Source organism: Bradyrhizobium sp. CCGUVB23 (assembly GCF_024199885.1).
Lineage (GTDB): Bacteria > Pseudomonadota > Alphaproteobacteria > Rhizobiales > Xanthobacteraceae > Bradyrhizobium.
Genome location: NZ_JANADQ010000001.1, coordinates 1,132,300 through 1,158,644, shown reverse-complemented (window position 1 = coordinate 1,158,644; position 26,345 = coordinate 1,132,300). Strand labels below are relative to the sequence as shown.

The window sequence follows — 26,345 nt, the reverse complement described above, 5'->3', positions numbered from 1 at the left end:
CCAATGTGCGGAAAAGCTGGAGACGAGCCGTGACCGCCATCCGTCGCACTGCAATATCGGAAGCCACAGGCCTGACCGAGGCCGAACTGGTCGAGCGCGCCCGTGCCCGCGACGAGGCGGCGCTGCGCGCGATCATGCAGGCCAACAATCGCAGGCTCTATCGGCTGGCTCGCGGCATCCTGCGCAACGACAGCGAGGCCGAGGATGTGGTGCAGGAGACCTATGTGCGGGCGTTTACGCATCTCGACGGCTTTCGCGGCGAGTCCGGCCTGTCGACCTGGCTGTCGCGCATTGCCATCAACGAGGCGCTCGGCCGGGTGAGAAGCCGGAAGGTGCATGTCGAGCTCGGCGCGCTGCCGGAGGCAACGCTTGAAGCCCAGATCATCCAGTTTCCCTTGTCCTCCGCCGCAGGCGATCCGGAAAAATCCATGGCCCAACGTGAAATCCAGCGCGTCGTCGAGCACGCTGTCGATGAATTGCCAGATGCCTTCCGCATGGTCTTCATCGCGCGCGTGATGGAGGGTATGAATGTCGAGGAGACGGCAGATCTGCTCGGCGTCAAACCGGAGACCGTGAAGACGCGATTGCACCGCGCCCGCACGATGCTGCGGGAGAACGTCGAGAAGAAGATCGGACCGGTGGTGATGGATGCGTTCCCGTTCGCAGGTCATCGTTGCGAGCGCCTGACCGAGATCGTGCTGAAGCGGCTCGGCGTCGGCGCGTAATTCTCAGGAACCTTTATCGGAATTTCCCATCCAACTCCTGTGCAGGTCATACGCCGGATGAGTTCCGGCACCACAGGAGTGTCAAATCATGTTCGTCCGATGGAGCGCGGCGATCGTCACGATCGCTCTTTTTGTCAGCCCTGCCTTCGTGCAGGGCGCCGGAGCGGCTGACAAGCCGACCGATCCGCAGATCGCCCATATCGCCTACACCGCGGGCGTGATCGACATCAATGCCGCCAAGCAGGCTCTGAAGAAAGCCAAGAACAAGGACGTGAAGGCGTTCGCGCAGGACATGGTGCGCGATCATGAGGCGGTCAACAAGCAGGCGCTCGCGCTGGTGAAGAAGCTGAAGGTAACACCCGAAGACAACGACACCAGCCGCACGCTCACGAAACAGGCGAACGACAAGCTCGCCGAGCTTTCGAAGCTCAAAGGTGCTGACTTCGACAAGGCCTATGTCGACAACGAGGTCGCCTACCACAAGGCAGTCGACAGCGCGCTGGAGACCCAGCTCATTCCCTCCGCGGACAATGCGGAGCTGAAGGGCCTGCTGCAAACCGGCTTGAAGATCTTCCAGGGCCATGAGCAGCATGCCGAGCACGTCGCTGCTGAGCTGAAATAGATGGGAGGCGATGATGCCGGGACGGCTGTTGGCGATGACCGCAATCATGCTCGCGTCGATACTCGTCCCGGCGCGCGCCGCGACCGTTCAGATCTCGATGGAGAATCTGGAGATCTCGCCGGCCGAGGTTTCGGCGAAGGTCGGCGACTCCGTTGAGTGGGTCAACAAGGACGTCCTCGCCCACACGGCGACGGCGAGGAATGGCGACTTCGACGTAAATCTGCCGGCGAAGAAATCGGCGACCTTCGTGCTGAAGAAGGCGGGGATGGTGGAGTACTATTGCCGCTACCATCCCAACATGAAGGCGACGCTCAGAGTAGAGCCGTGACGTTTCCCCCGGCGATATCAGGAAAAACTCCCGCGCATTTCGCGGATTATTGCTTATCTCGTGACGCGCGCTTTCGTGCGATCGTGAGCACAGCCATCGCGACCTGTCGTGAGGTCATTCATCCCTAGACTTCGCCCCGCCTCTCCCGGCGGGGTGATTTTTGGCTACTGCTTCGCCAGTCCGACCGAGAACTCGCCGTTGCGAATGCGGGCGGGAAAACCCTCGACGAATTTCGCCACCGCATCCTCGCCATAGGTGCCGACGAGCTCGGCGAGCGCGGCGAACAGGCTCGCCTGCGCGAGACAATCGCCGTCGACGCCGTCATGGCGCGCTTCCGCCCATGCCTCGTTGAGATAGCTGAGCGCGGCCTGCTTCTGCTCGTGGTCGGGCAGTGGCGCGCGGGCGGGGGCGTAGGACACGGGAATGCTCATGAAGCTCGGAACAGGCTGGAGGCGCGATCCACTGCGATGCGCTGCGTGAGAGGTGTAGCACGCAGATTAACGCCGCCTAGACCACATCTTTAGGAAAGGTTAACGGAGGTGAACAATGTGGATGAGTTGTTCCAGCGACACATCCGGTAGTGCCAAATCCTCATGGTGAGGAGGCGCGGAACGCGCGTCTCCGGACGATGCTTCGCATCGCCGGGCGAACCATGCAGGCCCGGCTGATGCAGCTCGACCTTACATCCTTCGAGACGCCTGCTCCGCAGGGATGAGGGTTGGCAGTTGAAGGCGGCGGCAATTCAGTTCGCGTAGCGCGCCGTGAGGTCGCGGGAGATCTTCGAACCTTCCTCGATGTAGCGGCGGATCGCTACCGTCGCGGCCGGCGTACAGCTCCGGTAGGTCTGTTGAAAACCGTTATAGCCGCGGTTGAAGCCGGCGATCATGCGGGTGCGGCGCTCGCCGGAGGGGGTTTCGGCGTCGATCAACGCCTGCATCTCGTTGCGCCATTTGTTGCCTTCGTTGGCCCCGCAGATGCCGCGCAGATAGTGCAGGCCGCCGAGGATTTCCGCCAGCCGCTGCAAATCGCCGTCGAACGGCGCAGCCACGTCCTGGGCCCGGGCGGGCAGGACGGCGCAGGCCAGAATCAGGGCCAAAACGGCCGGAAATCGCGTGGACATCGGCGGCGTGTATGCCCCTTAAGGGCGGCAGACGCAAGGCGGCCACACGGGCCGTCAGGACCCGATCAGGCGCTTTGCGGCCTGGATGACTTCGTCCAGCCCGCCGGTGAGCTTGAGGTTGCCGAGGCTGCCCAGCGCGTCGGGAGCGAGCCAGCGGAAATCGTCGAGCTCCTCGTTCAGAACCGGCTCCCTGGCCGTCCAGCGCGCCGCAAAGGACATGATCAGGTAGTGGCCGGCACCGCCGGTCGACGGCAGCACCTCGCGCCAGCCGGCAAGGCCGACGATGTCGATGGCGAGCCCGGTTTCCTCGTCGACCTCGCGCGTCAGTGCCTGGTGCAGCGATTCGCCGAACTCGACCCGGCCGCCCGGCAGCGAATAGAAGCCCTTGGCCGGCGAGCGGGCGCGGCGAACCAGCAGCACCTTGCCGTCGCGGAAGATCGCGGCGCTGACGGCGAGCTGGGGATGGCTCGGCTGCACGGTGTCGGCCTCAATTCGACATGATGGTATCGACGTCGGCTTCCGCGCCGCCGTTGATGATGCCGCCGCACGCCGCGATCAGCGGCTTGACCCAGAGGGCGGCCTGCTCGGCCAGCCGGACGCGCGTCGTATCCTTTTCGACCTCGCGCATCGCCGAGCCGACCGCCGTCAGGATCGAGGTCATGGTATCGGTGATGTGGTCGAACTGGGCGCGCACGTTGGGAGCGGCCTTCTCATAGGCCTCGATCGCCAGATCCCGCGCCTTGAAGTTCGAGGCGGTGAAATGCTCGGCATAAGACAGCGGCGTCCAGGTCAAGAAGTCTTCGGCGCATTCCGGCATGTCCGGGACCATTTCGAGCAGCATGACGGCTTCATTGAAATGGTTCAGATAGTCGGTGGCAAGCCCGGTCAGCGGGTTGATGTTGGCCACGCGCAGCCGCTCAGCCCAGGCCGCAGCCTCGGGGCCCGTCACTACATGTGTCCGCGCGGGATCGGAGACCATTGAGCTCATCGGCCGCAGTGTTAACGTTCGGGGTTAAAAGGTGCTGAACGGAACCTATATAGGCCCTCAAGGATGTGCGGACGCTTTGTCATAACCTCGGCCCCGGCGGCCTTGCGGCAACTCTTTGGCTATCTCGAGCAGCCGAATTTCCCGCCACGGCACAATGTCGCCCCGACACAACCGATTCCGGTGGTGCTCATCGACAAGGGCGCGCGGCATTTCCAGCTCATGCGCTGGGGGCTGTTGCCGACCTGGGTGAAGGATCCCCGTGGTTTTACGTTGCTGATCAATGCGCGCTCGGAGACGGTGCTGGAAAAGCCCGCCTTCAAGAACGCGATTCGGCGGCGCCGCGGCCTGATTCCGGCCGACGGTTACTACGAGTGGAAGGCGGTGGACGGCCGCAAGCAGCCCTATTTCATCCATCGCGCCGATGGGCAGCCGCTCGGCTTTGCCGCGGTGTTCGAGACCTGGGTCGGGCCGAACGGCGAGGAGCTCGACACGGTCGCGATCGTCACGGCGGCTGCGAGCGAGGATCTCGCCGCGCTGCATGACCGCGTGCCGGTGACGATTTCGCCTGACGATTTCGAGCGTTGGCTCGACTGCCGCGGCGACGAGGTCGATGCGATCCTGCCGCTGATGGCCGCCCCGCGCATCGGCGAATTCGCCTGGCACCCGGTCTCCACCCGCGTCAACCGCGTCGCCAATGACGACGCGCAGCTTTTGCTGCCGATCAGCGCCGAGGAGATGGAGGCGGAGGCGCCGCAGTCGAAGAAGGCGGCGCGAAAAGCAGCGGCAGCGCCTGCCGATGACGGGCAGGGCTCGTTGTTTTGATTGCCGGCGTCGTGGTGGGCAAAGGCGCGACGTGCCGTGCCCACCATCTCTCTGGTTACTCGTTGCGCGATGGTGGGCACGCTTCGCTTTGCCCACCCCACGGCTGCGGAGTTTGTGGCGCCACTCTCAGACAATCTCCCTTGCCCGCAAATCCGCGATCTCCGCTTCGTTAAAACCGAGCTCGCCCAGCACCGCATCCGTATCCGCGCCCAGCGCCGGCGCCATGTGGTCGAGCTTGCCGCCGCCGTGCGCGAGCTTGAAACCACTGCCAGCAAAGCGCAGGCGGCCGTAGGGCGTGTCGAGCTCCTGAATCGCGCCGCGTGCCACGATCTGCGGATGGTCGATGATCTCCTCGATTGTCCAGATACTGGCGCAGGGCGCGCCGGCGTCCTCCAAGATCGTCTCCCATTCGCGCGGGCTCTTCGTCGCAAGCGCGGCCTCAATGATCGCACGCAGCGCGGGCTCATTCTCGTTGCGGGAGAACCAGTCGGCAAAGCGCGGATCGCTGAGCGTGTCGGCGCGGCCGAGCGCCGTAATCAGTGCGCGATACTGCTTCTCGTTGTTGACGGCGAGCAGGATGTAGCCGTCGCCGCACCTGAACAGGTTCGCCGTGGTCTTGCGGCTGACCGCCTGGTTGCCCGAGAGCTGCTGGCGATGGCCGGCGACCGACCAGTCCGCGATCTGGCCCGACAGGAACGCCAGCGTCGCCTCCAGCATGGAGACGTCGACGAGCTGCCCCTTGCCGGTGCGGTCGCGCTGGTAGAGCGCGCTGGAGACGGCGAACGCCGCGGTCGCGCCCGAGAGCACGTCGCATACCGCAAAGCCCGCGCGCGTCGGCCCGGTCTCGGGATGGCCGGTGATGGCCATGATGCCGGAAAGCGCCTGCATCTTGCCGTCATAGCCCGGGCGCAGCCGATCGGGGCCGGTCTGGCCGAAGCCGGAGACGGCGCAATAGATCAGCTTTGGATTGATCGCGGACAGCGCCTCGTAGCCGATGCCGAGCTTGTCCATCACGCCCGGGCGAAAGTTCTCCATGACGACATCGACCTGCGCGGCGAGCTTCTTCACGATCGCGATCGCGTCCGGCTTTTGCAGACCGAGCGTGAGGCTGCGCTTGTTGCCGTTGATCGCCTGGAATGCCGGCGCGAGCCCGCGCTCGGCCCATTCGCGGCTGAGCGGCGTGCGGCGCATGTCCTCGCCCTCGCGCCGCTCGACCTTGATGACGTCGGCACCCAGCAGCGCGAGCTGGTAGCTCGCATAGGGGCCAGCCAGCACTTGCGTAAAGTCGAGGATCTTGACGCCTTCGAAGGGCCTCGTCACGGCGCGTTTCTCCCGTCAGGCCGCGCGGTTGCCGCGCGCGATCTCCTTCTGCTTGTCGAACTCGGCGCGCCGCCGCGCAAGTTCCTCGGGGCTTAGCTGTGCGACGTTGTTGTAGTCGAGCTTCCAGGAGGCGTCCTCGCTCCAGCGCAGCGGCGACTGCATCGTGGTGCGCGGGCCGCTGGCGGACTCGAGGAGCTTCAATGCGAGCTCCAGCGTCTGCGATTGCGAAGCGACATCATGCGGCTTGCCGGCGGAATTGCCGAGCGGGAAGTCGGAGAACAAAAAGCGCGACACGGCGGCGTGCTCGACGATGTCCTTGGCGCAGCCCATGACGACGGTGGGAATGCCGTTGGATTCGAGATGCCGCGCGACCAGCGCGGTGGTCTGGTGGCAGACCGGGCAGTTCGGCACCAGCACTGCGACATCGACCTCGTCGGCGAGGCAGCGTGCCAGAATCTCCGGCGCGTCGGTGTCGAGGGTGACGCGATGACTGCGGTTGGTCGGCGCACCGAAGAAGCGCTGGCTCACCTCGCCGATGCGCCCGGCAGCAGAGGTCTTCAGGAGCTGCGGCAGTGGAAACCAGGTGCCGCTGTCGGTCGCGCTTGTATGCTTGCGGTCGTAGCCGATGTGCGAGATGCGCAAATCGTGCGCTTGCGAGGTGTCGCCGTCATAGACCTTGTAGAACTTTGCGCCGCCATTGTAGGGCGCGCCCGGCCCCTGATCGCCCTTGGTCGGATCGTAAGGCGCGGCCGTGGTGATGATGGTTACGCGCGATTGCGCCAGTGGCTTCTTCAGCGGCTGGAACGGTGCGTCGACATAGTGCGCCCACCGATACGGCGTGGTGTAGCCGATGGCCGCGTAGTAATCGCGGGTCCGCTGCATATAGGGAATGGGAGCGTCGTAGTCGGGCGCAAAGCCGAATTCATCGTCGCGCGGAGCTGACATGGGCGCGTCTCCTCGGGTTCTTGTTGCGGACAGAGTAGAGATAGTCGGCGATTTGCTCAACAGCGGGTAGGGCGACGCAGGTCTGTATTGCAGGCGTGTTGGAGCGAATTGCGCTGCTGTCCCCTCTCCCCTTGCGGGAGAGGGTGGCTCGCCGCGTAAGCGGCGAGACGGGTGAGGGGTCTCTCCCCGCGAGTAAAACTCTCAACGGCGAGCGCGCGGATGCAACCCCTCATCCGGCGCGCTGCGCGCGCCACCTTCTCCCGCAAGGGGAGGAGGGAAAGCAGCTCGCACGCGGCTCGACCTAGCTACCGAAAGACGTGCAGCGCTGCATATTGCAGCAGCATGATCGTCTTCGCATCCACGATGCGGCCGTCGGCGATCATCGCAAGCGCTTCGTCGATGGGCAGCTCCAGCACCTCGATCTCCTCGCCTTCGTCGGCGAGGCCGCCGCCGTCGCCAACCTTCATCTCCGGCTCGTATTCGGCGACGAAGAAGTGCAGCTTCTCCGTTACTGCGCCGGGGGTCATGAAGGCCTCGAACACCTTGTGGACGTCATGCAGGCGATAGCCGATCTCCTCCTCGGCCTCGCTGCGGATGCGCGCTTCGGGATCGGCGTCGTCGAGCATGCCGGCGGCGGCTTCGATCAGCAGGTCGTCATAGCCGTTGACGAAGGCGGGATAGCGAAATTGCCGCACCAGCACGACGGTGCGCCGCTTGCGGTTATAGGGCAACAGCGTCGCACCGTTGCCGCGGTCATAGACCTCGCGGGTTTGCGTCTGCCATTGCCCATCGTTGCGGCGCCACTCGAAGGTCGCCGCTTTCAGAATGTACTTCTTGTCCGAGAGCAGGCGGACATCTTTGACGCGGACGCGATCGGAAACGGACATGCGGATCTCTCTCGTTTGTTCACCTCGCCCCGCTTGCGGAGAGAGGTCGGATTGCATCGAAGATGCAATCCAGGTGAGGGGGACTCTCCGCGAGTCCAACTGTTATTGTGTTTGCGGAAGCAGCCCCTCACCCCAACCCTCTCCCCGTAAGAACGGGGCGAGGGAGCGCACCGCGTTCGCGGCGGCATCTTGGCTCAGTCTTACGGCGTAGGATCCCGGCCGTCGAGCCACTTGGCGAACATCACCGACGTTGACTCTTCGAAGCCGAGGGACGTGTAGAACGCGCCAGCCTGCTTGTTCTCGCGGCGGACCAGGAGCTGGAGTTTTGCGATGCCGGCCTGGCGCAGCCAGTCCTCGGCGGCGGCCATGATGCTGCTGCCATAGCCGCGCTTGCGGCAATCGGGATCGACCGCGACGTAATAGATCCAGCCGCGATGGCCGTCATGGCCGACCATCGCGCTGGCCGCGATCGCATCGCCGTTCCGCCCGATCAGCACGGTCGAGTTCGCCTCGCGCCGCGCCAGCGCGATGTCGGCATGCGGATCGTTCCAGGGCCGCGTCAGGCCGCAGCGCTGCCAGAGCGCGACGACGGTTTCGACATCGGCATCCGCGATTTCGGCGATCGCGAGCGGGGAAGGGGAGACGGGCACGTTCACAGCACTTTACCGGGGTTCATGATTTGGAGGGGGTCGAGCATCGCCTTGACCTGCCGCATCAGCTCGATCGCGGTTTTGTCCTTCACCTCGGGCAGCTCGTCGCGCTTGAGCACGCCGATGCCGTGCTCGGCCGAGATCGAGCCGCCCATGCGCAGCACGATCTCGAACACGACCGCGTTGACGTCGTGCCAGCGGGCGAGGAAGTCGGCGGTATTGACCCCGACCGGCTGGCTGACATTGTAATGCAGATTGCCGTCGCCGAGATGGCCGAACGGCACCGGGCGCGCGCCGGGGATCAGCTTGACGACCGCGGCATCGGCCTCCGCGATGAAGGCGGGCACCGCGGCGACGGGAACGGAGATGTCATGCTTGATCGAGCCGCCTTCGGGCTTCTGCGCCGCCGACATCTCGTCGCGCAGCTTCCAGAAGCCAGAGCGCTGCGTCAGGTTCGCCGCGATCACGGCGTCGTCGACGATCTCCTCCTCCATCGCGCGGGTGAGGATCGATTCCAGCGTGGCGCGCGCATCGTCGCGCGGCGAGGACAGTTCCATCAGCACGTACCAGGGATGCTTCTCTTGCAGAGGATCGCGCACGTCGATGCCGTGGCGGATCGAGAAGTCGACCGCCATTTCCGCCAGGAGTTCAAAACTCGTCAGCGCGGTCGATGCCTCGCCCTGCGCGATCGTCAGGAGTTTCAGCGCCTCTGCCGGTGACTTCAGCCCGACGAACGCGGTCTCGATCGCACGCGGCTTCGGAAACAGCTTTAGGGTCGCCGCGGTGATGATGCCGAGCGTGCCTTCGGCGCCGATGAAGAGGTTATGCAGGTTGTAGCCGGTGTTGTCCTTCTTCAGCTTCGACAGCGCGTTGAGAACGCGCCCGTCGGCGAGCACGACCTCGAGCCCCAGCGCCATCTCGCGCGCGACGCCATAGGCGAGCGCTGCTGTGCCGCCGGCATTGGTCGAGAGGTTGCCGCCGATGGTGCAGCTTCCCTCCGCGCCCAATGACAGCGGGAACAGTCGGTCGACCTCGGCTGCCTTCTGCTGCGCGATTTGCAGCACCACGCCGGCCTCGCAGGTCATGGTGTTGGAGGCGGTATCGACCTCGCGGATCTTGTCCAGCCGGCGCAGCGACACCACCACCTCGCCATTGTGCGGCGTCTGGCCGCCGACGAGGCCGGTGTTGCCACCCTGCGGCACCAGCGCGATTTTGTATTCGGAGGCGAGCTTGCAGATCGCGGAGACTTCCGCAGTCGTTGCGGGCCGCAGCACCAGCGGCGAGCGGCCATGGAACAGGTTGCGCTCCTCGGTGACGTAAGGCTCGATGTCGGCCGGATCGGTCACCGCATATTTGGCGCCGACGATGGCGCGGAATTTCTCGATCAACTCGGGCGGCAGCGGCGGCATGGCAGTTCTCGTCACGTTCATCTCTTTCTTCTTCCCGCTCCTTACCGCCCGACCGCTGCGCGCCGCAGCCGGTCGTTGATCGCTTCGCCGAGCTCTTCCTCAGGCACCGCCATCACCGCGATGGCGCGCGGGCTCTTCGCATCGAGCGCGCGAAGATAGCCGAACAAATTGGCGGCGGCTTCATCGAGATCGCCGCTCGCCGACAAATTCATGACGCTTGCTGCCTGTTCGACGCCGGGCAGCACGGCCGGTCCGAAGGCGAGCAGCGCCTCGCCGGGTGCGACATCATGCGCATGGAGCCGCACGGTGGCGCGCGGGGCGTAATGCGAGGCGAGCATGCCAGGCGCGAGTGGCTGGCTGTCGTCGCTCTCGACATCTTGCGGCGGCCGCGCCAGTGGCGCGCCGAGCACGGCCTCGATCTTCTCGCGTGACAGTCCGCCGGGGCGAAGCAGCATCGGCGCCTCGAAGCAGCCGAGAATCGTCGATTCGACGCCGACCTCGACCGGCCCGCCGTCGACGATCAGGTCGATCCGCCCCGCAAGATCGCTTTCCACATGCGCCGCCAGCGTCGGGGAGACGTGGCCGGAGATGTTCGCCGACGGCGCCACCACCGCCCCGTCGAAGGCACGCAGGATCGCCTGCGCGACCGGATGGGCGGGGACGCGAATCGCGACCGTATCGAGCCCGGCGGTCGCAAGCTCAGCGACCGGGCAGTTATCCGTCTTCGGCACCACCAGCGTCAGCGGCCCCGGCCAGAAGGCTTCCGCGAGCCTCATGGCCCGCGAATCGAATCGTCCGATGCGCCTCGCCGCGGCGAGGTCGGCGACATGAGCGATCAGCGGATTGAAGGCGGGGCGGCCCTTGGCAGCGTAGAGATGGGCGATCGCGGTCGCGTTGGCGGCATCCGCACCCAACCCGTAGACCGTCTCGGTCGGGAACGCGACCAGAAGGCCCGCCGCAAGCGCCCGCGCGGCGGCATCGGTGGCGGCCGGTCCGGCCGGTAGAATCTCGGTAGTCAGGCCCGTTTTCACTGGGACAAAATTCCTCAAATCGGCCGCTTGCGGTGTGCCAAACCCGACGCTATAAGCCGCCTTCTTGTCGGAGTGTGGCTCAGCCCGGTAGAGCACTGCGTTCGGGACGCAGGGGTCGCAGGTTCGAATCCTGCCACTCCGACCATTGTTTCAAGTACTTATAGTTTCGATGTTTTTCGGGCGCAATGAAATGCGCAACGATTTGGGATACGGCAGCTATGCCGGTCGAGCTTAAGGCCTACACGGACGTCGAGGAGCAGATATGCAAATCCGCGACGATCTTGCGCCGCTTGAAACTGGAACAATGACAATCGGGGAGCGCAAGGGAAACGGCCCTTGGCGCGATGTCACACAGGACATGATTGAGCACCCCAGGTCCTCGCTCCGGACCTACGAGCTGATTTTGGCCGATATCCAGGTGCGAATAGCTGGCGGCGAGTAGCGTGCAGCTCAGCGCCTTCCGCCAAATGCTTCCGCCGCCTCTTCCTGAAAGTCCGGGTGGTGATGGCCGTAGTTGGCCTCCAGCTGCTCCACGGTCATCCCAAGCCAGCCAGCGGCTTCCCACATATCGACGCCGGCTTGCATGAGCCAGGTCGCGGCGGTGTGGCGCAAGGAGTGGCGAACCACATCATCGCCCAGCCCAGCATCCTCCAGGATTCCTTCCCAAGCCGACCTGATCTTGCCGGCAAGCGGCTGGCCATCGCGGATGCGGTTGACGACGAACCGAATCTCCTCGCCGTTCTTCATGACGCCCGCCGCTCTGAGTTCGGAGGAGCGCATCTCGTCGATCTTTCGCCAACGGACCAGGTGAGGGCGCAGTCGGCTGGCGATCTTTGCGGGCGGGCGTCGCTTTTTGGTTGACCGCTCCAAGGCACCCTTACCTTGGTACACCATTGCGCCCAGGTTCATCCAGGGATGTGTCGTAGTCGGTAGCCACTGTGTGCGGCGTATCGTCTCTTCGCGGCGGGCGCTGTAGATACCAATCAAAGTGAAGCGCGCAGCTGGGTAGCGGCGACGGATGATCCACCGTTCACGTCTCAAGAGCTTGCCATCTTCCCCCCGCTTCCAGGTCTCCTGCTCATTGTCCCACACATAGCCGATCGCTGCACCGAGCAAGCGTGCGGCTTCATTGCGTGTCAGCCAGCGGTGACGCCCCTCTGCCTTCGGGGGCAGGGTAATCTTGGGCACGACATTAAGCGTGTGCTCCGCATGATACGCGTTGACGGAAGCCCGCAAATCCTCGAGCCGGCGTCGCGCAGTTTGGTCCGAGACCGTGCCGTTGCGCGGTTTGATATCGCCTTTCCTGTTGTTGTCGTTCGGTGTGCCCGTAGACCAGTCTACGAAATCGCGACAGAGTTGGGCTTTGAGTTCGCTGACCGTCTTGTCGCCAAAGAAATTGTTGAGGTCGAGCACGCGAATAAGCAGCAGATCGTGTTGTGCCCACGCGCGTCGGTCGCCCTTTTCCTTGGGGCGCTTTGAAATCTCGTAAGCGGTGAGAACATCAGCTATGGCGAGGGCGCCCGGGTCAGTGGCACCGATTGTGCTGGTATGTCGCCCGCCGATGTAGGTTTCGAGTGCCTTCGCAGCGCCATCAATGTCGTCGCGGCGGCAGCCTGTGCGGATCTGCCGGCCGCGGTCGAGGATGATCCAGGTCTCATCGTCCTCTCGGAACCAGAGTCGTGGCGGCTTGGCTTTGCGGCCCGGCATGAAGGCTTGACCAGTTTGCGGATGGCACGAGGGGTGGTCAGATCTTTGCCTGCCACTTTGGCTATTTCAAGAGTCCCTGCGGTCGCTGCCCTGCGCAACGATGATAGTGTCAATGGACCGTGCGGAAAGAACACGACAGCGGCCTCGACAAGTGTCATCACTTCATCCTCGCCCCATTGGGCAGGATCGGGCCGTGCATTCGCGCGTGCGAACTTGTCGATCTTACGCTTCGGCATATCTTGAACGTGGTACTCGTGAGTACGCGAGGCCTTTCGATCGGCCGCTGGGTCCGAGGTGTATGCGAAATCTGCTCTTCGAGAAGCGTTGCCTCCTGGTTGGTGCGGCAATCGGCGGCTTTCGAGTGTAAATCGGACAATTTGGAACTCATAACCTGAAGGTCATAGGTTCAAATCCTATCCCCGCAACCAAGTTGGGAAATAACCTCAGCAGTCTGAAGGACTTGCTGGGGTTATTTTTTTGTCTGAAATCGAGCCCAATAACATCAATGGCTTAGCTCACAGGTTCAAATCACCCCGCAACCACACTCATCGCTTCGTCACGGTCGCAAGCATTAGTGCTCCGGCTGCGCTGAGCTCGGCCATCCGAATCCAGAAAACATAACGCGTGCCGGCCGAGCACCGCTTTTCTTGGCGGTCTTTAGGATTTCATCATGAGGAAAGAGAACGAAGAAATTCCGATCACTGACACTTATGTCATTTCAATCCGCGCAGATCAGGCCCTCAAGACGCTCGCTCGCCTGATCGGTCGTCAGATTGCACGCGAGCAGTTCGAAGCAAACAAGCCAAACCGCACAGGCGTCGCTATCTCGCCGAAAAGGACGCATCGCAACTCGCAGGCAGCTCTATAGGTGCATTCGCCCAGCTTTCATGCTTTCGGAAATGGACCTTGGTAAACGGTCCCAGCTCCAAGCTCGCGCTCGATTTCGAGCAGGCGATTGTATTTTGCGAGCCGCTCACTGCGGGACAGTGATCCGCCTTGATCTGTCCACTGCCCATGGCACCAGTCCCTACGGAGCTTCGCTTCATAGCCTCAGCTCAACGCGTGACCGGCTAGCCCGTAGACCCACGGCTCATTTTCCTTTCGGCTCAGGAATCGCCGGCCCTTAGACATCGTCGTGACGGTGTCGGTCATTCCGAGGCGGCTCTGTTGAAGGAAGTCGGCAAACAGACCCGTCTGCTCCCGCGTATCGACGCGGACGAATTGTCCCGCGAGATCCTTAAGATGCACGGCGGTGAGATGGATCGCGTCACCATCATTGCTGGCGACGATCGGGCCGATCACATGACCGCGTCCGAATTCGCGCTTCATCGAAAAACCGACGGCTGCTCCGCCGCGGCGCAAGACGGAGATTGACGCACCTTCAGAAAGCAATGCGAGCAGTTTCTGCCGGTTAGTTCCGAACGCGCGTTCATCCAGTGCCGCGATCTCTTCGATATTCGCGGTGGACAGCGAGCTCAATTCACCGGCGGGTGCCGGCACCGTCGGAGGTGGTGAGACGAGTTCTCCTTGCCACAGATATACGGTGGCTTCCTTCGTGAACCCCAGTGACAGATACAGGTGATAGGCGGCATGGGTCGAGTTTAGCGCCAAATTCCGGTCGCCACACCGCTCGAAAACCTGCTCCATGAGCCAGCGGCCAGTACCTTGTGCCTGGGTTCGGGGCGATGTGATCACCAGGCCAATCGTCGCGAATTCCTGGCTATAAGGGAACCACATCGCGCTGCCGAAAACGCGGTCTATGCCATCAACGGCGACGATGCCGTGGCCGGCGCGGCGCAGGAAATCCCAGTCCTTGGGACGATGCGGCCAGCCGACACCGATCGAAAGCGCGTGGAGCAGCTTCACATCAACGTCGTTGATGTCCTTGGCCACCAGTTCAAAGGACTTCACGCGTACCGTTCGTCCCATTCGGCTCATCCATTCCTTCGCGGGGCTCAAAGCCTGCGCCTATCCCGCCGGCCTTCTGCTACGTGCCGCACAAGCCCTCTTTTGCAGCAGCATAGCGCGGAAGGCCAGCAGGTTTCGCCTGTTTGGCAGGCGGTATTCGGAATGTTTCGCCGCCCGTGCAACGCGATTCAGCAGGGAAAGCTACTGGTTGCGGCTTATCGATAGCCGGCAACAGCAGGCAGGGTGAGCCCAGTGAACGTTGAAGGCTTCGCTGGAGGGCTCGCTGCCTTTCCAGCCCTCGGTGGCCGGCCAGGCCGGTCTCAACGCGCCGCATCCCGTGCGGGGACCTGAGAGGACCACGTCGATGGCGTTCCTTTTCAATTCCGATGTTGCTCGGGCGGCTATTTTCCGGCAGGCCTTTGCGCGCGAGCTCCCTGATCTCGAGTTCTATCATTCCAGCGAATGCTTCGAGCCGGAAAAGATACGGTACCTGATAACCTGGAACGCGCCCGACGACGTCTCGCGGTTTCGAAATCTGGAAATGCTCTTTTCCATCGGCGCCGGGGTCGACCAGTTCAAGCCGGAGACCATACCTGGCCACGTCAAGCTCGTGCGCATGGTCGAGGATGGCATCATACGCATGATGCAGGAGTACGTCGTGCTTGGGGTGCTGACACTCCATCGCGAGATGCTTGCCTATCGGGAGCAGCAGGGAAGAAGCCTATGGCAGGCTCTTGCAACGCCCCAGGCGGCCGATCGGCGCGTCGGCTTTCTGGGCCTCGGCATGTTGGCGCAAGCTGCGATTGATCGCCTCAAGCCGTTTGGATTTCCGCTTGCCGCGTGGAACCGCAGCAACAAGACGATCGAGGGCGTCACCTGCTTCCACGGCGATGGTCAGCTTGGCAGCTTCCTGAAAGGAACTGACATTCTCGTCTGTCTTCTGCCCCTGACGGAGCAAACAAACGGCATCCTGAACGCACAGCTGTTCTCTCTCCTGCCGGCGGGAGCCAGGCTGCTGCATGTCGGCCGCGGTCCGCAGCTTGACCAGTACGCACTCATCGAAGCGCTCGACAGCGGGCGTCTCGCCGCAGCGATGCTCGACGTGACCGATCCCGAGCCGCTGCCGGAAGCCCATGCGCTCTGGTCGCATCCGAAGGTGATCATCACGCCGCATATCGCGTCGGTGACGCAACCGCATACGGCCGCGCAATCCGTCATAGAGAACATCCGGCTCCACCGCGCCGGACGAAATCCGATCGGCCTCGTCGATCGAACGCTGGGCTACTAACAGGAAACATGCCATGTCACTTCTGATCGCCATCGACACCAATCCGGACTTCGCACCGAAGAAGGCCGAGCCAGCTCCGGAACGGCTCATTTCGGGCAATCCGTCCTTCAAGACCTGGGCGCAGGACGCCTCGAAGGGTGAGAAAGTGCTGACGGGCGTCTGGGAGGCAACCCCCGGCGAGACTCATTCCATCAAGGGCACCACCTTCGAGTTCTGCCACATCCTCTCGGGTCTTATCGAAATCGAGGAAAAAGGTGGTGAGACGAAGACTTTCCGCGCCGGCGACAGCTTTGTGATGAAGCCGGGCTTTGTCGGCGTCTGGCGCACGATCGAGACGGTGCGGAAGATCTATGTCTGCCACTATGACTGAGCACGGTGCCTGACGGCGGGGTCACTGAACGACCGGCAGAACAATCGACTTTCGAGATCCCGTCTGCCCGGATTCGACGCCGTCAGACGCTTCCTACTCGATGAAAAATGCGGCGCGCGGTGCTGTATCGCTCAGTTGAGACGGCTTTGTCTCGCCAATCGCATATCCGGCAGTGATGGCGGTTTGACCCCCAAGGGTGAGGGAAAAAATAAATGGTTGCATTGAAAGACAAGGATCTGTTTCGCCAGCAGGCGCTGATCGGCGGCCACTGGCGCGACGCGAGTGCGAAGGCAACGGTTGATGTCATCGATCCTGCCAGCCAGCAAGTTCTTGGCACCATCCCGGATATGGGGTGCGAGGAGGCCAGGTCTGCCATCAACGCTGCGGCCGACGCGTTCAAGCATTGGAAGGCGACGGCTCATGCGGAGCGTGCCGTTCTGCTGGAGCGCTGGTATGAGCTCATGCGGCGCCACGAGCAGGACCTGGCGCTGTTGCTGACGTTGGAGCAGGGTAAGCCACTGGCGGAATCGCTCGGCGAAATCCGCTATGGGGCCTCCTTCGTCAAATGGTTTGCGGAAGAGGCGCGCCGGATCAACGGAACGACGATCCCGTCTCCCACGGTCGATCGCCGCATTCTGGTCTTGAAAGAGCCGGTCGGCGTCTGTGGGATCATTACGCCCTGGAATTTCCCCAACGCGATGATTACACGCAAAGTGGCACCCGCGCTGGCCGCGGGCTGCACCGTCGTCATCAAGCCCTCCGAATTCACGCCGTTTTCGGCCCTCGCGATCGGTGTGCTGGCGGAGCGGGCAGGAATTCCACCTGGCGTGATCAACATCGTGACGGGCATGCCGGCGGACATTGGCAAAGAGCTGATGGCCAATGAGACCGTCCGCAAGATCTCGTTCACGGGATCGACCCGCGTCGGCGCGCTGCTGATGAAAGGCGCCGCCGACAACATCAAGCGGCTCAGTCTCGAACTCGGCGGCAACGCGCCTTTCATCGTCTTCGACGATGCCGATATCGACCGGGCCGTCGAGGGCGCGATTGCATCGAAGTTCCGCAACGGCGGACAGACATGCGTCTGCTGCAATCGCATTCTCGTCCAATCGGGCGTCTACGATGCGTTCGCAGGGAAGCTCGCCGGCAAGGTCGCGAAAATGAAGGTCGGCGCCGGCACCGAAGAGGGGGTCGCAATCGGGCCGATGATCAACGGCGCGGCGATCGAGAAGATCAGGCGGCACGTCGTGGATGCCCTGGACAAGGGCGCAAAGATCATCTCGGAGAGTGAGGCGGTGCCGGAAGGTCGGCAATATGCCCGGCCTCTCGTGCTCAGTGGCGCCACGACCGAGATGCTCCTGGCTTCGGAGGAGACCTTCGGGCCGGTCGCGCCGCTTTTCCGGTTCGAGACCGAGGAGGAGGCGATTGCGATCGCCAACGGCACGCCGTACGGCCTTGCGGCGTATTTCTACACTGAAAACCTGAAGCGTTGCTGGCGTGTTGCCGAAGCGCTGGAGTTCGGCATGGTCGGCCTGAATACCGGCCTGATCTCGACGGAGGTCGCGCCTTTCGGCGGTGTCAAACAGTCTGGATTGGGACGCGAGGGATCTCAGCTCGGGATAGAAGAATATCTCGAGAGCAAGGCCCTTCATGTCGGCGGCCTGGATTGAGCGTCCATCGGATCTGAAACAAGAAAAGGGGGCGGCTGAACCGCCCCCTTTTCCTTGACCAGCGCAGATCTCTATTGAAGTTTTCCAAGAACTGAAGCGTCGCGAGGGATCCCGAAAGACTGCGCTCAGGCGCTCTTGCGAAGAGGCTCCAGGCCGACTGCGGCAGCCAGGCCACCGATGCTGGAGACCTCGGTGTATTCATAGAAGGGGCTCGCCGGCTCGTGACCGCGGTTCACCCATACCTTGCTCTTGATACCCAGATCGTAGGCGGTCATCAGATCGTAGCGGAACGAGGAGGAGACGTGGGTGATATCCTCCGGGCCGCAGCCCAGCTTGTCGAACATGTACTCGAAGCCTTTCATGTGCGGCTTGTAGGCGCCAGTCTCCTCGGCCGTGATGACCGTGTGAAAGGGAGCACCGAGCTTCTCCACGTTGGACATGATGAGGTTCTTCATGGAGTTCGACAAAATGACCAGCGGGATCTCTTTGGCAACCTTGGCCAGACCAGCCGGGACGTCGGCATGTGGACCCCACGTGTGGATCTCGTCATTGATGCGCTGGGCATGCTCCGGCTTAAAGACGACGCCATTGCGCTTGCAGGCGCGTTCCAGTGCGTTGTGCACCACCTCGAAGTACGGTTTCCACGCGCCGAGAACCTCGTCCAGGCGATAGGCTGAAAAGTCCTTGATGAGCTTCGCCATCGCCGCGGCAGAAAGCTCCGAGCCGTAGACACGGGTCGCGGCGCCGGCCATGTCGAAATTGGTCAGCGTGCCGTAGCAGTCGAAGGTGATGTATTTCGGTCTGAATGTCGCCATAGCTCCAATCCTTGCGATCTCGCACCGCTTGCCGGTACGACACGCACCATAGCGAGCAGCCGACGAGATAAAGCGCCGATGTCGCGGTGGTCGGGAGCAGATTGTGTCGTATCGCATCGGAGCCGTGGCAGAGAGTTGCGCGACTACGGCTCTCTTCGTTTGGCCTCAATGCCGTCGCCCCATCAGGCCGGCATAAGATGCCGCACGGGTGCCCAATCAAAGTCAAAACGTCCTCCGTCTATGTCCTACCTGGGAGCAAGTGCTGTCTTCGGCAACTTATGTTGAGCCCAGACACGACGGGCTGCTCGCACAAACATCGCGGCCGAACTGGAGGACAACATGTTGAGCAACTCGCTAGTTGAACTCGATCGCGCGCATCTGATTCACCCGGTTTCGTCCTATCGCAGCCACGAGGCGACGGGCGTCCGCGTGCTGAAGTCAGGCAAGGGCGCGACGCTGACCGACGTCTCGGGACATCAATTGCTGGATGGCTTTGCGGGTCTATGGTGTGTCAATGCCGGCTACGGACAGGACAGCATCGTTGAAGCGGCTAGGCGGCAGCTGCAGGAGCTGCCTTATGCGACGGGCTATTTCGGTTTGGGCTCGGACCCGGCGATCCGGCTGGCGGCCAGGTTGGCTGAATTGGCCCCTGGCGATCTGAACCATGTCTACTTCACGCTGGGTGGCTCCGATGCCATCGACAGTACGGTCCGGTTCATCAGGTACTATTATCATGCCAAGGGTGCGCCACAGAAGGACCAGTTCATTTCCGTCGAATCTGGCTACCACGGATCGTCGACGGCGGGGGCCGGCTTGACCGCGCTGCCCGCCTTTCATGCGGGCTTTGGGGTGCCATACGACTGGCAACACAAGATCCCCTCGCACTACGCCTATCGCAATCCTGTTGGTTCCCATCCCCAGGCTATCATTGCGGCGTCGGTCGCCGCTCTGCGGGCCAAGATCGTTGAACTCGGCGCCGAACGCGTCGCCGCCTTCTACGTCGAGCCGATACAGGGGTCAGGAGGCGTCCTCGTTCCGCCGCCGTCCTGGCTGAAGGCCATGCACGCTGTCTGCAAGGAGCACGATATTCTGTTCGTTGCCGATGAGGTCATCACCGGCTTTGGCCGTGTCGGTCCGCTCTTCGCCTGTGAAGAGGATGACGTCGTGCCGGATCTCATGACCACGGCAAAGGGGCTGACCTCGGGCTACGTGCCGATGGGGGCCGTTCTCATGTCCGACGGCGTCTACAACACGATTGCCGATGGCGCCGGCAAGGCGGCCGTCGGCCACGGCTACACCTATTCCGCTCATCCCGTCAGCGCAGCCGTTGGGCTCGCCTGCCTCGATCTCTATGAAAACGGCTTGCTGGACAACGGGCGGAAGGCCGGGCACCGCCTGATGGAGGGTTTTCGCGCGCTTGCCGATCATCCGCTCGTCGGCGATGTCCGCGGTCGCGGCATGCTGGCTGCAATCGAGCTTGTGACTGACAAGGAGCTCAAGACGCCTCTGCCGGCGGAAGCCGACGCGGCGCGCCGCATCTTCGACCGCGCATGGGACAATGGTCTCGTGATCCGCGCTTTCGCGCAAGGCGTGCTGGGCTATGCGCCGCCGCTGTCCTGTACCGATGACGATATCGACGGCATTATTGAGCGGACAAAGACTACGCTCGACCAGACGCTCGAAGACAAGGACGTCCGCGCGGCGATGAAGGGATGATCACCGCGCTGCCGGCGCCGTTGTCTTAGTTCTTAGCCATTGAAGATGCTTTCGAGCGGCAGATGGGATTTCACGATCGGGGACTTCAGCACGACGAAACTGAAGTACTTGTCGATACCGATATCCATCTCGACGAGACGTTCCATCACCGCCTGGTATTCGCTAATTCCTGCGGTGATGAACTTGACGAGATAGTCATATCCGCCTGAAACCAGATGGCACTCGACGACGGAGTCGATCTTTTCGATCGTCGTGAGAAAGCGAGCAAAATCGATCTGCCGGTGGTTCTTGAGAGTGATCTCGGCGAAGACAGTTAGAGTTTGTCCGAGCTTGGCAACATCGATCTGGGCGGAATAGCCTCTGATGAAGCCCTCCGTCTGGAGCCTCTTGACGCGCATCAGGCACGGGCTCGGCGAAAGATTTATCAGCTCTGCGAGCTCGACGTTGGAAATGCGCCCGTTCTTCTGCAGTTCGCATAAAATCCTGATGTCGATCTTATCGAGCTTCATAGCAATGCCATCAGATGGGGCCGACAACGGCGTCGGGGCTTCGAGTCTTCAGCGTCATATGCATCTTCATAGCATCAACCAGCAGCTTTTCCCAACGAGGCGGAAGCCGCAATTCAGAACTCGCTGACCTTGCCCCAAGCGCTCATTCTCAGCCGTTCCGGCCTGTAGGGACGCGGGTCGACGATCGGTGCCCGACCGGTGATGATGTCGGCGATCATGTGCCCGGTGCCGGGCCCGATCCCGAAGCCGTGGCCACTGAACCCCGCCGCGAGGATGAAGCCTGGAATGGATTCAACCTCGCCGATTGCCGGAATGCCGTCCGGTGTGCTGTCGATGTAGCCGGCCCAGACGTTTGAGATCGCGAGTTGCCGCAGCCCGGGGACCAGCTTGCACGCGCGTCGATGCGTCAGCCGAATCTGCCTCATGTCGGGGCGGGGATTGAGCGTTCGGTTCAGCTCCATCGGGGTCACCTCGTCGAGCCTCCATTTCGCCAGGGATTCGTGGCCTTGCCGCATGCCCTCGAAGGCCCCCGGGCTGAGGCTTCGCCAGCGGCGGGCGAACATGGGGAGGAATTCGCGGCCGAACCTGACCTGCTGCGGGGTCGGATCGACTCGCGCGCGCCCGCTGATGGCCAGCGTGTATCCGCCGTTGCCGCGCCGTGTGAGCGACAGCTGCGCAGTGTGTAGCGCATCAGGCAGGCCGGCTGCGCCAGGAGCGACGGCGAGAATGGATTGGCGCACCGATGCCTGAGGGAAACGAATTCCAAGCTGATTGCAGAACGAAGAAGCCCACGCGCCTCCTGCCATCACCACCGTTTTCGTCCGGATCGTGCCGGCTTCGGTCACCACCCCGCTGACCCGGCCGGCACTGAGCTCGACGCCGCGCGCCGCGCAATGCTGGTGCACGGTACCGCCTGCCACCATGATCGCACGCGCGGCGATGGGGACGGCTTTTGAAGTGTCCGCCGTCCCGTCTGTCGGTGAGAAGACGCCGCCCTTCCACTTGCGACCCGTCGCCTTCCCCCGACCGCTCGCCTCTTCCGAGCTCAACATATGCGTCGTGACGCCAACGGTTCTGGCGAAGTCTCGCCACTTGGCCCAGCCTGCCAGCTCATTCTCGTCGTTCGACAAATACAATAGGCCGCAGCGGCGAAAGCCCGTGTCTTCACCCGTTTCCTGGGCAACTCGTTCCCAGAGATCGAGGCTCTTTGTCGCAAGGGGCAGCTCGCGTGCATCGCGGTTCTGTTGGCGGCACCATCCCCAGTTGCGGCTGGACTGCTCGGCGGCGACGCGGCCCTTTTCAACCAGCGCGACCTTAAGCCCGCGACGGGCGAGGTAATAGCTCGTGAACACGCCCACCACTCCGCCGCCGATCACGACGACGTCGGCCTCTTGAGGCAGCGATGGACTGGATTCGATATACATGAGCGGCGCGCTCATCGGGCGGGGACCTCCAGTGATGACCGTAGCGTAACCGAGGAATCGCGGCAGGCCCCCGCGAACTTTCTTAACCGGACGGAATATCCTGCCGTTTGCTGCCTTTGTTACAGGCCATTGTTGTGAAAATACTTTGATTGCACCGCATCACGTGAATGGAGTTCCGACGCACGTTCGGTCCATTCGGCCTTGAGCGTAGCGTGGGACGCCGACCCCGCGCGCGCGGCGCCAGCCATGGCGGCACAGACTGAAATGCCAAATTGGACTTCGTTTTCGGAAGTTCATGCTGCCCCGGCGCTGCGTTTCGGCGACTCCAAGGTGATTGAAGTCGTCAAAATTAGGAGAACCATACCATCTCGATCGATGAGTCGAAGTCCATGGAGGCGAAGTCCATGAGCTCTGTCCAGCAACAGACCTTCGCAGAAGCGATCAAGCCATGACGCGCACGTCGTATGAGCGGGGACTCGACGGAATTGGTCGACTTGGCCGGCGCTGCCGTCTGAGCAACAGCTCTTGCTTATCGCGCAAGAAGGTTTGAATCATGTCGCAGCCTCCGGTGAGGGAATGGCAATTGGAGCGCCAAATTGTTGTCTCCGAGGAACGTGGGGACGCAAGGACTCGAAGACTCGGCTCGCGCAAGGATGACCGGAGTCGGTTGAAAGGGGAGGATGTTCTTATGGCCTCTGACATCCAAGATATCGCCCCCGCCGATGTCGCGCTCTCGGTGCGCGACCTCTGCGTAAGCCTGCCGGGAGGAATGGAGCGGGCCTACGCCGTCGAGAATGTCTCCTTTGACCTGCAGCGCGGCAAGATCCTGTGCATCATCGGGGAGTCCGGATCGGGCAAGTCCGTCACAGCCAATGCGATCATGGGACTTCTGCCCAAAGTGATCCGCGTCTCTTCGGGGGCGATCCACCTGGACGGGAGGAACATCGTCGGCCTCTCGTCCGATAAGCTCCGCAGCCTGCGCGGCCGCGTCGTGTCGATGATCTTTCAAGATCCTCTCTCGGCGCTTAACCCGCTGATGACTGTCGGCGCGCAGATCGAGGAGGTGATGGCAGCGCACGACGTCGGCACGCCGGCCTCCCGTCGCAGCCGGGCCATAGACTTGTTGATTGAAGTGGGTCTGCCGGATCCGCAGCTCATGTATCACCAATATCCCTTCCGGCTTTCGGGCGGGCAGCGGCAGCGGGTAATGATCGCCATGGCTCTGGCCCTCGAACCTGCGATCCTGATCGCGGACGAGCCGACCACCGCACTCGACGTGACGACCCAGGCGCAGATCCTGCAATTGATCCGCGACATTCAGCGCCGCAAGGGAATGAGCGTTATGTTCATCACCCACGATTTCGGCGTTGTCGCGGAGATTGCCGACCACGTTGTGGTGATGGAGAAGGGCCATTGCGTGGAGCAGGGCAGTGCCGCACAGGTGCTGAAGTCGCCCGGTCATCTCTATACGCGTCGCCTGATCGCAGCCGTGCCCCACCTGACCGGCAAGGACCGCGTTCCCTCGGAAGCCGGGGAGCGAGCGTCGATCCTGAAGGTCGAATGCCTGGCAAAGACTTATCGCAGCGGCAGCGCGCTTTTCCGTACGCAGCGCATCGTGCCTGCGGTCAATGGCGTCAGCTTCGACCTCACGTCGGGTCGCACGCTCGGCGTTGTCGGGGAAAGCGGTTCGGGCAAGTCGTCGCTCGGTCGGCTGCTGATCAAGCTCATGGAGTGCGACGGCGGCTCGATTCTGTTCGAGGGCCGCGACATCGCCGGGCTTCCCGAAGCCGAGTTTCGGCCGCTACGGCCGAAGATCCAGATGATCTTTCAGGATCCTTTCGCATCTCTCAATCCGCGATCGACGGTCGGGCAAATTCTCACAGTCGGCCCCGTCGCGCATGGCATGCCTTATGACGAGGCTTGCGGGCGCGCGCGGGAGCTACTGTCTCATGTCGGCCTGGATGCAGGCGCCTTTGAGCGCTATCCGCACGAGTTCTCCGGCGGGCAGCGCCAGCGCGTCGGCATCGCGCGAGCGCTGATGTTCAAACCAAAATTGCTGATTGCCGACGAAGCGGTCTCAGCGCTCGACGTATCGATCCAGGCCCAGATCTTGAAGCTGCTCGACCAGATCCAGCGGGAGACCGGCGTCTCGATGATCTTCATCACGCATGATCTGCGCGTCGCAAGCCAAATCTGCGATGAAATCGCCGTCATGCATCGAGGGCAAATCGTGGAACGCGGACCGCCGTCCCAGATCTTCCTCGATCCGAAATCCACCTACACGCGAGAACTGGTGGCAGCGATCCCGGGCGAGCAACCCCGGAGCATGCCCGAACATGCAGAGTACGGCGGACAGCACAAGGAAGGAGAGACGTTATGACCAAGGGTTCTGCAACGACATCGAGCTACTCGCGGCGTGATGCTCTGCGAATGGTGGCGATCGGCGGAGCTGCCGGACTGATCGCGCCCAATCTACTAGGCAAGCCGGCCCACGCGCGCACTCCGACAAAGCCGACCGGGCGCGTGATCGTCGGCCTTGGACAAGAGCCGACCGTCTTCAATCCGCTGATGGCACACATTGAAGTCGATGATGGTGTGCATTTCTCGGTGTTCGACGCGCTCTTCCGCATCGACCCTCAAGGCGTCATTCAGCCCAATCTTGCCGTGGAAGTGCCGGATCAAAAGAACGGGGGTATTTCGGAAGACGGTCTCAAATGGCGCGTCCGTTTGCGTGACGACGTCCGCTGGCACGACGGCAAGCCTTTCAGCGCCGAGGACGTGAAATTCACGCTGGAACTGATCACGAGTCCCAACTTTCGGAGTTGGCGCACGGCTGGCCATACCCTCGTGCGCGACATCACGGTGGTCTCGCCCACGGAGATCTCGTGGCGAATGGAGGAGGCCTTTGCGCCGTATCTATCCTTCCTGACCGAAACCTTCATCGTCCCCAAGCACATCCTCGAGAAAGAGGCCAACCCGAACAACGCCGCCTTCAATCAGGCACCGGTTGGTACCGGCGCCTTCAAGTGGGGCAAGAGGGTTGCTGGTGATCATCTCGAACTCGTTGCGAACAGCGAATACTTCGGTGATGGCCCTCACATCGAGAGGCTGGTCTTCAAATACATTCCCGATCTCACGGTCCTCTACACCCAGTTCAAGAGCGGCGACATTGATCTCGTAGGCCAGCCTTACATCACGCCTGATCATTATGGGGAAGCCAAGACGCTGCCAAACCGTGTTGTGACTCTCGTCCCAAGAACCTCGTTCGAATCCTTCTATCTGAACCTCGAGCGCCCGCAGTTCAAGGAGCTTGCCGTTCGCGAGGCGCTCTACGCGGCGATCGACAAGGAGGCGATTATTCAGGGGCTCTATTACGGCGTGCCGACCCCGACAGAGACCTTCATGCCGAGGCAGTCCTTCTTCTTCAATGCCAATCTACCCTTGCACCAATTCGACGTGAATCGCGCGGGCAAGATCCTCGATCAAGCCGGCTGGGCAAAGGGCACGGACGGCATTCGTGCCAAGAACGGAGTTCGCCTGTCCTTTTCCAATTCGACCACGTCGGGCGATCCTCTTCGCGAGCAGGTGCAACAGTTCCTGCAGCAGACCTTTGCGCAGCTCGGCGTCGAGATGAAGATATCGAACCTGCCGGCCGCCGTGATGTGGGGCGAGTTCTGGATGCAATCGCAGTTCGATTCCGTGATCGTCGGCAGCTCGTATCTGATTGGCGCCGATCCGGATGTCACCAATCGCTTGCACTCGCGCTCGATCGGAGCGAAGGGCGGCCGCGGCTCGAACAATGCGCAGTATGCAAATCAGGAGGTCGATGCTTTGCTCGACAAGGGCGCACGCACCTTCGATCCGGAAGCGCGGCGCGCGATCTACTTCCGGGTACAGGAACTCGTGCGCCGCGACCTGCCTTTCCTGCCGCTGTATCAGAGCAATGCGGTCGAAGGTCTCAAGAAGGGGGTCAACGGATTCGTGCCGAATGGCAATACTCGCACGGAGTCCTGGAACGCGCTTGCCTGGTATTGGGCGAGCTGATGTCTTGCCGGACGGACCGCGGCGGACGGCATTGTCACGCTAATGGA

Annotated in this window: 28 protein-coding genes and 1 tRNA gene; 13 read left to right on the top strand and 16 right to left on the bottom strand. The window is 62.4% G+C overall.

Annotated features, from left to right (window positions below; translation table 11 throughout):
• The first annotated feature begins 38 nt into the window (after nucleotides 1-38).
• The 3 genes from NLN62_RS05500 (at nucleotide 39) to NLN62_RS05490 (ending at nucleotide 1,675) form a co-directional block, all read left to right on the top strand.
• Nucleotides 39-725 carry an RNA polymerase sigma factor gene (locus NLN62_RS05500; protein WP_371933102.1) on the top strand — a complete coding sequence of 229 codons (687 nt, stop codon included), beginning with the start codon at nucleotides 39-41 and terminating at the stop codon, nucleotides 723-725.
• A gap of 88 nt (nucleotides 726-813) precedes the next feature.
• Nucleotides 814-1,347: a DUF4142 domain-containing protein gene (locus NLN62_RS05495; RefSeq protein ID WP_254107819.1), complete on the top strand. Its 534-nt coding sequence runs from the start codon at nucleotides 814-816 to the stop codon at nucleotides 1,345-1,347.
• Nucleotides 1,348-1,357: 10 nt separating this feature from the next.
• Complete coding sequence (locus NLN62_RS05490) at nucleotides 1,358-1,675, top strand: cupredoxin family copper-binding protein (RefSeq protein WP_254107818.1); 318 nt, start codon at nucleotides 1,358-1,360, stop codon at nucleotides 1,673-1,675.
• Nucleotides 1,676-1,839: 164 nt separating this feature from the next.
• On the opposite strand, the gene NLN62_RS05485 is transcribed toward NLN62_RS05490, so the two are convergent.
• The 4 genes from NLN62_RS05485 to NLN62_RS05470 form a co-directional block, all read right to left on the bottom strand.
• Nucleotides 1,840-2,106: a hypothetical protein gene (locus NLN62_RS05485; RefSeq protein ID WP_027524319.1), complete on the bottom strand. Its 267-nt coding sequence runs from the start codon at nucleotides 2,104-2,106 to the stop codon at nucleotides 1,840-1,842.
• A 311-nt stretch (nucleotides 2,107-2,417) separates the two neighbouring features.
• On the bottom strand, nucleotides 2,418-2,795 hold the full coding sequence (locus NLN62_RS05480; protein WP_027524320.1) for a TIGR02301 family protein: 378 nt from the start codon (nucleotides 2,793-2,795) through the stop codon (nucleotides 2,418-2,420).
• A gap of 54 nt (nucleotides 2,796-2,849) precedes the next feature.
• A complete protein-coding gene (locus tag NLN62_RS05475) occupies nucleotides 2,850-3,272 on the bottom strand; it encodes an NUDIX hydrolase (protein ID WP_254107817.1) in 423 nt (140 codons plus the stop codon).
• Nucleotides 3,273-3,282: 10 nt separating this feature from the next.
• Entirely contained in the window at nucleotides 3,283-3,783 is a 501-nt protein-coding gene (locus NLN62_RS05470) for a hypothetical protein (protein WP_027524322.1), read from the bottom strand.
• Nucleotides 3,784-3,846: 63 nt separating this feature from the next.
• Here NLN62_RS05470 and NLN62_RS05465 point away from each other — a divergent pair, with 63 nt between their 5' ends.
• On the top strand, nucleotides 3,847-4,605 hold the full coding sequence (locus NLN62_RS05465; protein ID WP_254107816.1) for an SOS response-associated peptidase: 759 nt from the start codon (nucleotides 3,847-3,849) through the stop codon (nucleotides 4,603-4,605).
• 126 nt (nucleotides 4,606-4,731) lie between these two features.
• On the opposite strand, the gene NLN62_RS05460 is transcribed toward NLN62_RS05465, so the two are convergent.
• The 6 genes from NLN62_RS05460 to NLN62_RS05435 form a co-directional block, all read right to left on the bottom strand.
• Nucleotides 4,732-5,925 carry a CaiB/BaiF CoA-transferase family protein gene (locus tag NLN62_RS05460; protein ID WP_254107814.1) on the bottom strand — a complete coding sequence of 398 codons (1,194 nt, stop codon included), beginning with the start codon at nucleotides 5,923-5,925 and terminating at the stop codon, nucleotides 4,732-4,734.
• A 15-nt stretch (nucleotides 5,926-5,940) separates the two neighbouring features.
• The gene (locus NLN62_RS05455; protein ID WP_027524325.1) at nucleotides 5,941-6,870 is read right to left on the bottom strand and encodes a glycine reductase; all 930 of its coding nucleotides are present in this window, start codon (nucleotides 6,868-6,870) and stop codon (nucleotides 5,941-5,943) included.
• A 305-nt stretch (nucleotides 6,871-7,175) separates the two neighbouring features.
• On the bottom strand, nucleotides 7,176-7,757 hold the full coding sequence (locus NLN62_RS05450) for an NUDIX domain-containing protein (RefSeq protein WP_027524326.1): 582 nt from the start codon (nucleotides 7,755-7,757) through the stop codon (nucleotides 7,176-7,178).
• A 200-nt stretch (nucleotides 7,758-7,957) separates the two neighbouring features.
• Nucleotides 7,958-8,413: a GNAT family acetyltransferase gene (locus NLN62_RS05445; protein ID WP_027524327.1), complete on the bottom strand. Its 456-nt coding sequence runs from the start codon at nucleotides 8,411-8,413 to the stop codon at nucleotides 7,958-7,960.
• A complete protein-coding gene (locus tag NLN62_RS05440) occupies nucleotides 8,410-9,837 on the bottom strand; it encodes an FAD-binding oxidoreductase (RefSeq protein WP_027524328.1) in 1,428 nt (475 codons plus the stop codon). Before NLN62_RS05440 ends, NLN62_RS05445 begins: the two co-directional genes overlap by 4 nt.
• 20 nt (nucleotides 9,838-9,857) lie before the next feature.
• Entirely contained in the window at nucleotides 9,858-10,847 is a 990-nt protein-coding gene (locus tag NLN62_RS05435; protein ID WP_254107812.1) for an L-threonylcarbamoyladenylate synthase, read from the bottom strand.
• Nucleotides 10,848-10,915: 68 nt separating this feature from the next.
• Here NLN62_RS05435 and NLN62_RS05430 point away from each other — a divergent pair.
• Both NLN62_RS05430 and NLN62_RS05425 read left to right on the top strand, forming a co-directional pair.
• Nucleotides 10,916-10,992: transfer RNA gene (locus NLN62_RS05430), tRNA-Pro, on the top strand.
• A 117-nt stretch (nucleotides 10,993-11,109) separates the two neighbouring features.
• Entirely contained in the window at nucleotides 11,110-11,289 is a 180-nt protein-coding gene (locus tag NLN62_RS05425) for a hypothetical protein (protein ID WP_254107810.1), read from the top strand.
• 8 nt (nucleotides 11,290-11,297) lie between these two features.
• Here the strand turns inward: NLN62_RS05425 and NLN62_RS05420 are convergent, their stop codons facing one another.
• Entirely contained in the window at nucleotides 11,298-12,554 is a 1,257-nt protein-coding gene (locus NLN62_RS05420; RefSeq protein ID WP_254107807.1) for a tyrosine-type recombinase/integrase, read from the bottom strand.
• A 670-nt stretch (nucleotides 12,555-13,224) separates the two neighbouring features.
• Here NLN62_RS05420 and NLN62_RS05415 point away from each other — a divergent pair.
• Nucleotides 13,225-13,422: a hypothetical protein gene (locus NLN62_RS05415; protein WP_254107805.1), complete on the top strand. Its 198-nt coding sequence runs from the start codon at nucleotides 13,225-13,227 to the stop codon at nucleotides 13,420-13,422.
• Between the two features lie 17 nt (nucleotides 13,423-13,439).
• On the opposite strand, the gene NLN62_RS05410 is transcribed toward NLN62_RS05415, so the two are convergent.
• The gene (locus tag NLN62_RS05410) at nucleotides 13,440-13,541 is read right to left on the bottom strand and encodes a hypothetical protein (RefSeq protein ID WP_254113346.1); all 102 of its coding nucleotides are present in this window, start codon (nucleotides 13,539-13,541) and stop codon (nucleotides 13,440-13,442) included.
• A 63-nt stretch (nucleotides 13,542-13,604) separates the two neighbouring features.
• The gene (locus NLN62_RS05405; RefSeq protein ID WP_254107803.1) at nucleotides 13,605-14,483 is read right to left on the bottom strand and encodes a GNAT family N-acetyltransferase; all 879 of its coding nucleotides are present in this window, start codon (nucleotides 14,481-14,483) and stop codon (nucleotides 13,605-13,607) included.
• Nucleotides 14,484-14,826: 343 nt separating this feature from the next.
• Here NLN62_RS05405 and NLN62_RS05400 point away from each other — a divergent pair, with 343 nt between their 5' ends.
• The 3 genes from NLN62_RS05400 (at nucleotide 14,827) to NLN62_RS05390 (ending at nucleotide 17,790) form a co-directional block, all read left to right on the top strand.
• On the top strand, nucleotides 14,827-15,750 hold the full coding sequence (locus NLN62_RS05400; RefSeq protein WP_254113345.1) for a glyoxylate/hydroxypyruvate reductase A: 924 nt from the start codon (nucleotides 14,827-14,829) through the stop codon (nucleotides 15,748-15,750).
• A 13-nt stretch (nucleotides 15,751-15,763) separates the two neighbouring features.
• Nucleotides 15,764-16,120 carry a cupin domain-containing protein gene (locus NLN62_RS05395; RefSeq protein ID WP_254107801.1) on the top strand — a complete coding sequence of 119 codons (357 nt, stop codon included), beginning with the start codon at nucleotides 15,764-15,766 and terminating at the stop codon, nucleotides 16,118-16,120.
• Between the two features lie 212 nt (nucleotides 16,121-16,332).
• Nucleotides 16,333-17,790 carry an NAD-dependent succinate-semialdehyde dehydrogenase gene (locus NLN62_RS05390; protein WP_254107798.1) on the top strand — a complete coding sequence of 486 codons (1,458 nt, stop codon included), beginning with the start codon at nucleotides 16,333-16,335 and terminating at the stop codon, nucleotides 17,788-17,790.
• 125 nt (nucleotides 17,791-17,915) lie between these two features.
• Here the strand turns inward: NLN62_RS05390 and NLN62_RS05385 are convergent, their stop codons facing one another.
• Nucleotides 17,916-18,605 carry a haloacid dehalogenase type II gene (locus NLN62_RS05385; RefSeq protein WP_254107796.1) on the bottom strand — a complete coding sequence of 230 codons (690 nt, stop codon included), beginning with the start codon at nucleotides 18,603-18,605 and terminating at the stop codon, nucleotides 17,916-17,918.
• 339 nt (nucleotides 18,606-18,944) lie between these two features.
• Here NLN62_RS05385 and NLN62_RS05380 point away from each other — a divergent pair, with 339 nt between their 5' ends.
• Nucleotides 18,945-20,321, top strand: a complete 1,377-nt coding sequence (locus tag NLN62_RS05380; RefSeq protein WP_254107795.1) for an aspartate aminotransferase family protein — start codon at nucleotides 18,945-18,947, stop codon at nucleotides 20,319-20,321.
• Nucleotides 20,322-20,353: 32 nt separating this feature from the next.
• Here NLN62_RS05380 and NLN62_RS05375 read toward each other — a convergent pair whose 3' ends face one another.
• Together NLN62_RS05375 and NLN62_RS05370 are read right to left on the bottom strand one after the other, a co-directional pair.
• Nucleotides 20,354-20,830 carry an Lrp/AsnC family transcriptional regulator gene (locus NLN62_RS05375; protein WP_254107793.1) on the bottom strand — a complete coding sequence of 159 codons (477 nt, stop codon included), beginning with the start codon at nucleotides 20,828-20,830 and terminating at the stop codon, nucleotides 20,354-20,356.
• Between the two features lie 113 nt (nucleotides 20,831-20,943).
• Complete coding sequence (locus NLN62_RS05370; protein WP_254107791.1) at nucleotides 20,944-22,269, bottom strand: FAD-binding oxidoreductase; 1,326 nt, start codon at nucleotides 22,267-22,269, stop codon at nucleotides 20,944-20,946.
• 673 nt (nucleotides 22,270-22,942) lie between these two features.
• Between NLN62_RS05370 and NLN62_RS05365 the strand changes: the two genes are divergently transcribed.
• Nucleotides 22,943-24,634 (top strand): ABC transporter ATP-binding protein, encoded by a 1,692-nt coding sequence (locus NLN62_RS05365; protein ID WP_254107790.1) that lies wholly within the window; start codon nucleotides 22,943-22,945, stop codon nucleotides 24,632-24,634.
• The gene (locus NLN62_RS05360; protein ID WP_254107788.1) at nucleotides 24,631-26,298 is read left to right on the top strand and encodes a peptide ABC transporter substrate-binding protein; all 1,668 of its coding nucleotides are present in this window, start codon (nucleotides 24,631-24,633) and stop codon (nucleotides 26,296-26,298) included. Before NLN62_RS05365 ends, NLN62_RS05360 begins: the two co-directional genes overlap by 4 nt.
• The last annotated feature ends 47 nt before the right edge of the window (nucleotides 26,299-26,345 follow it).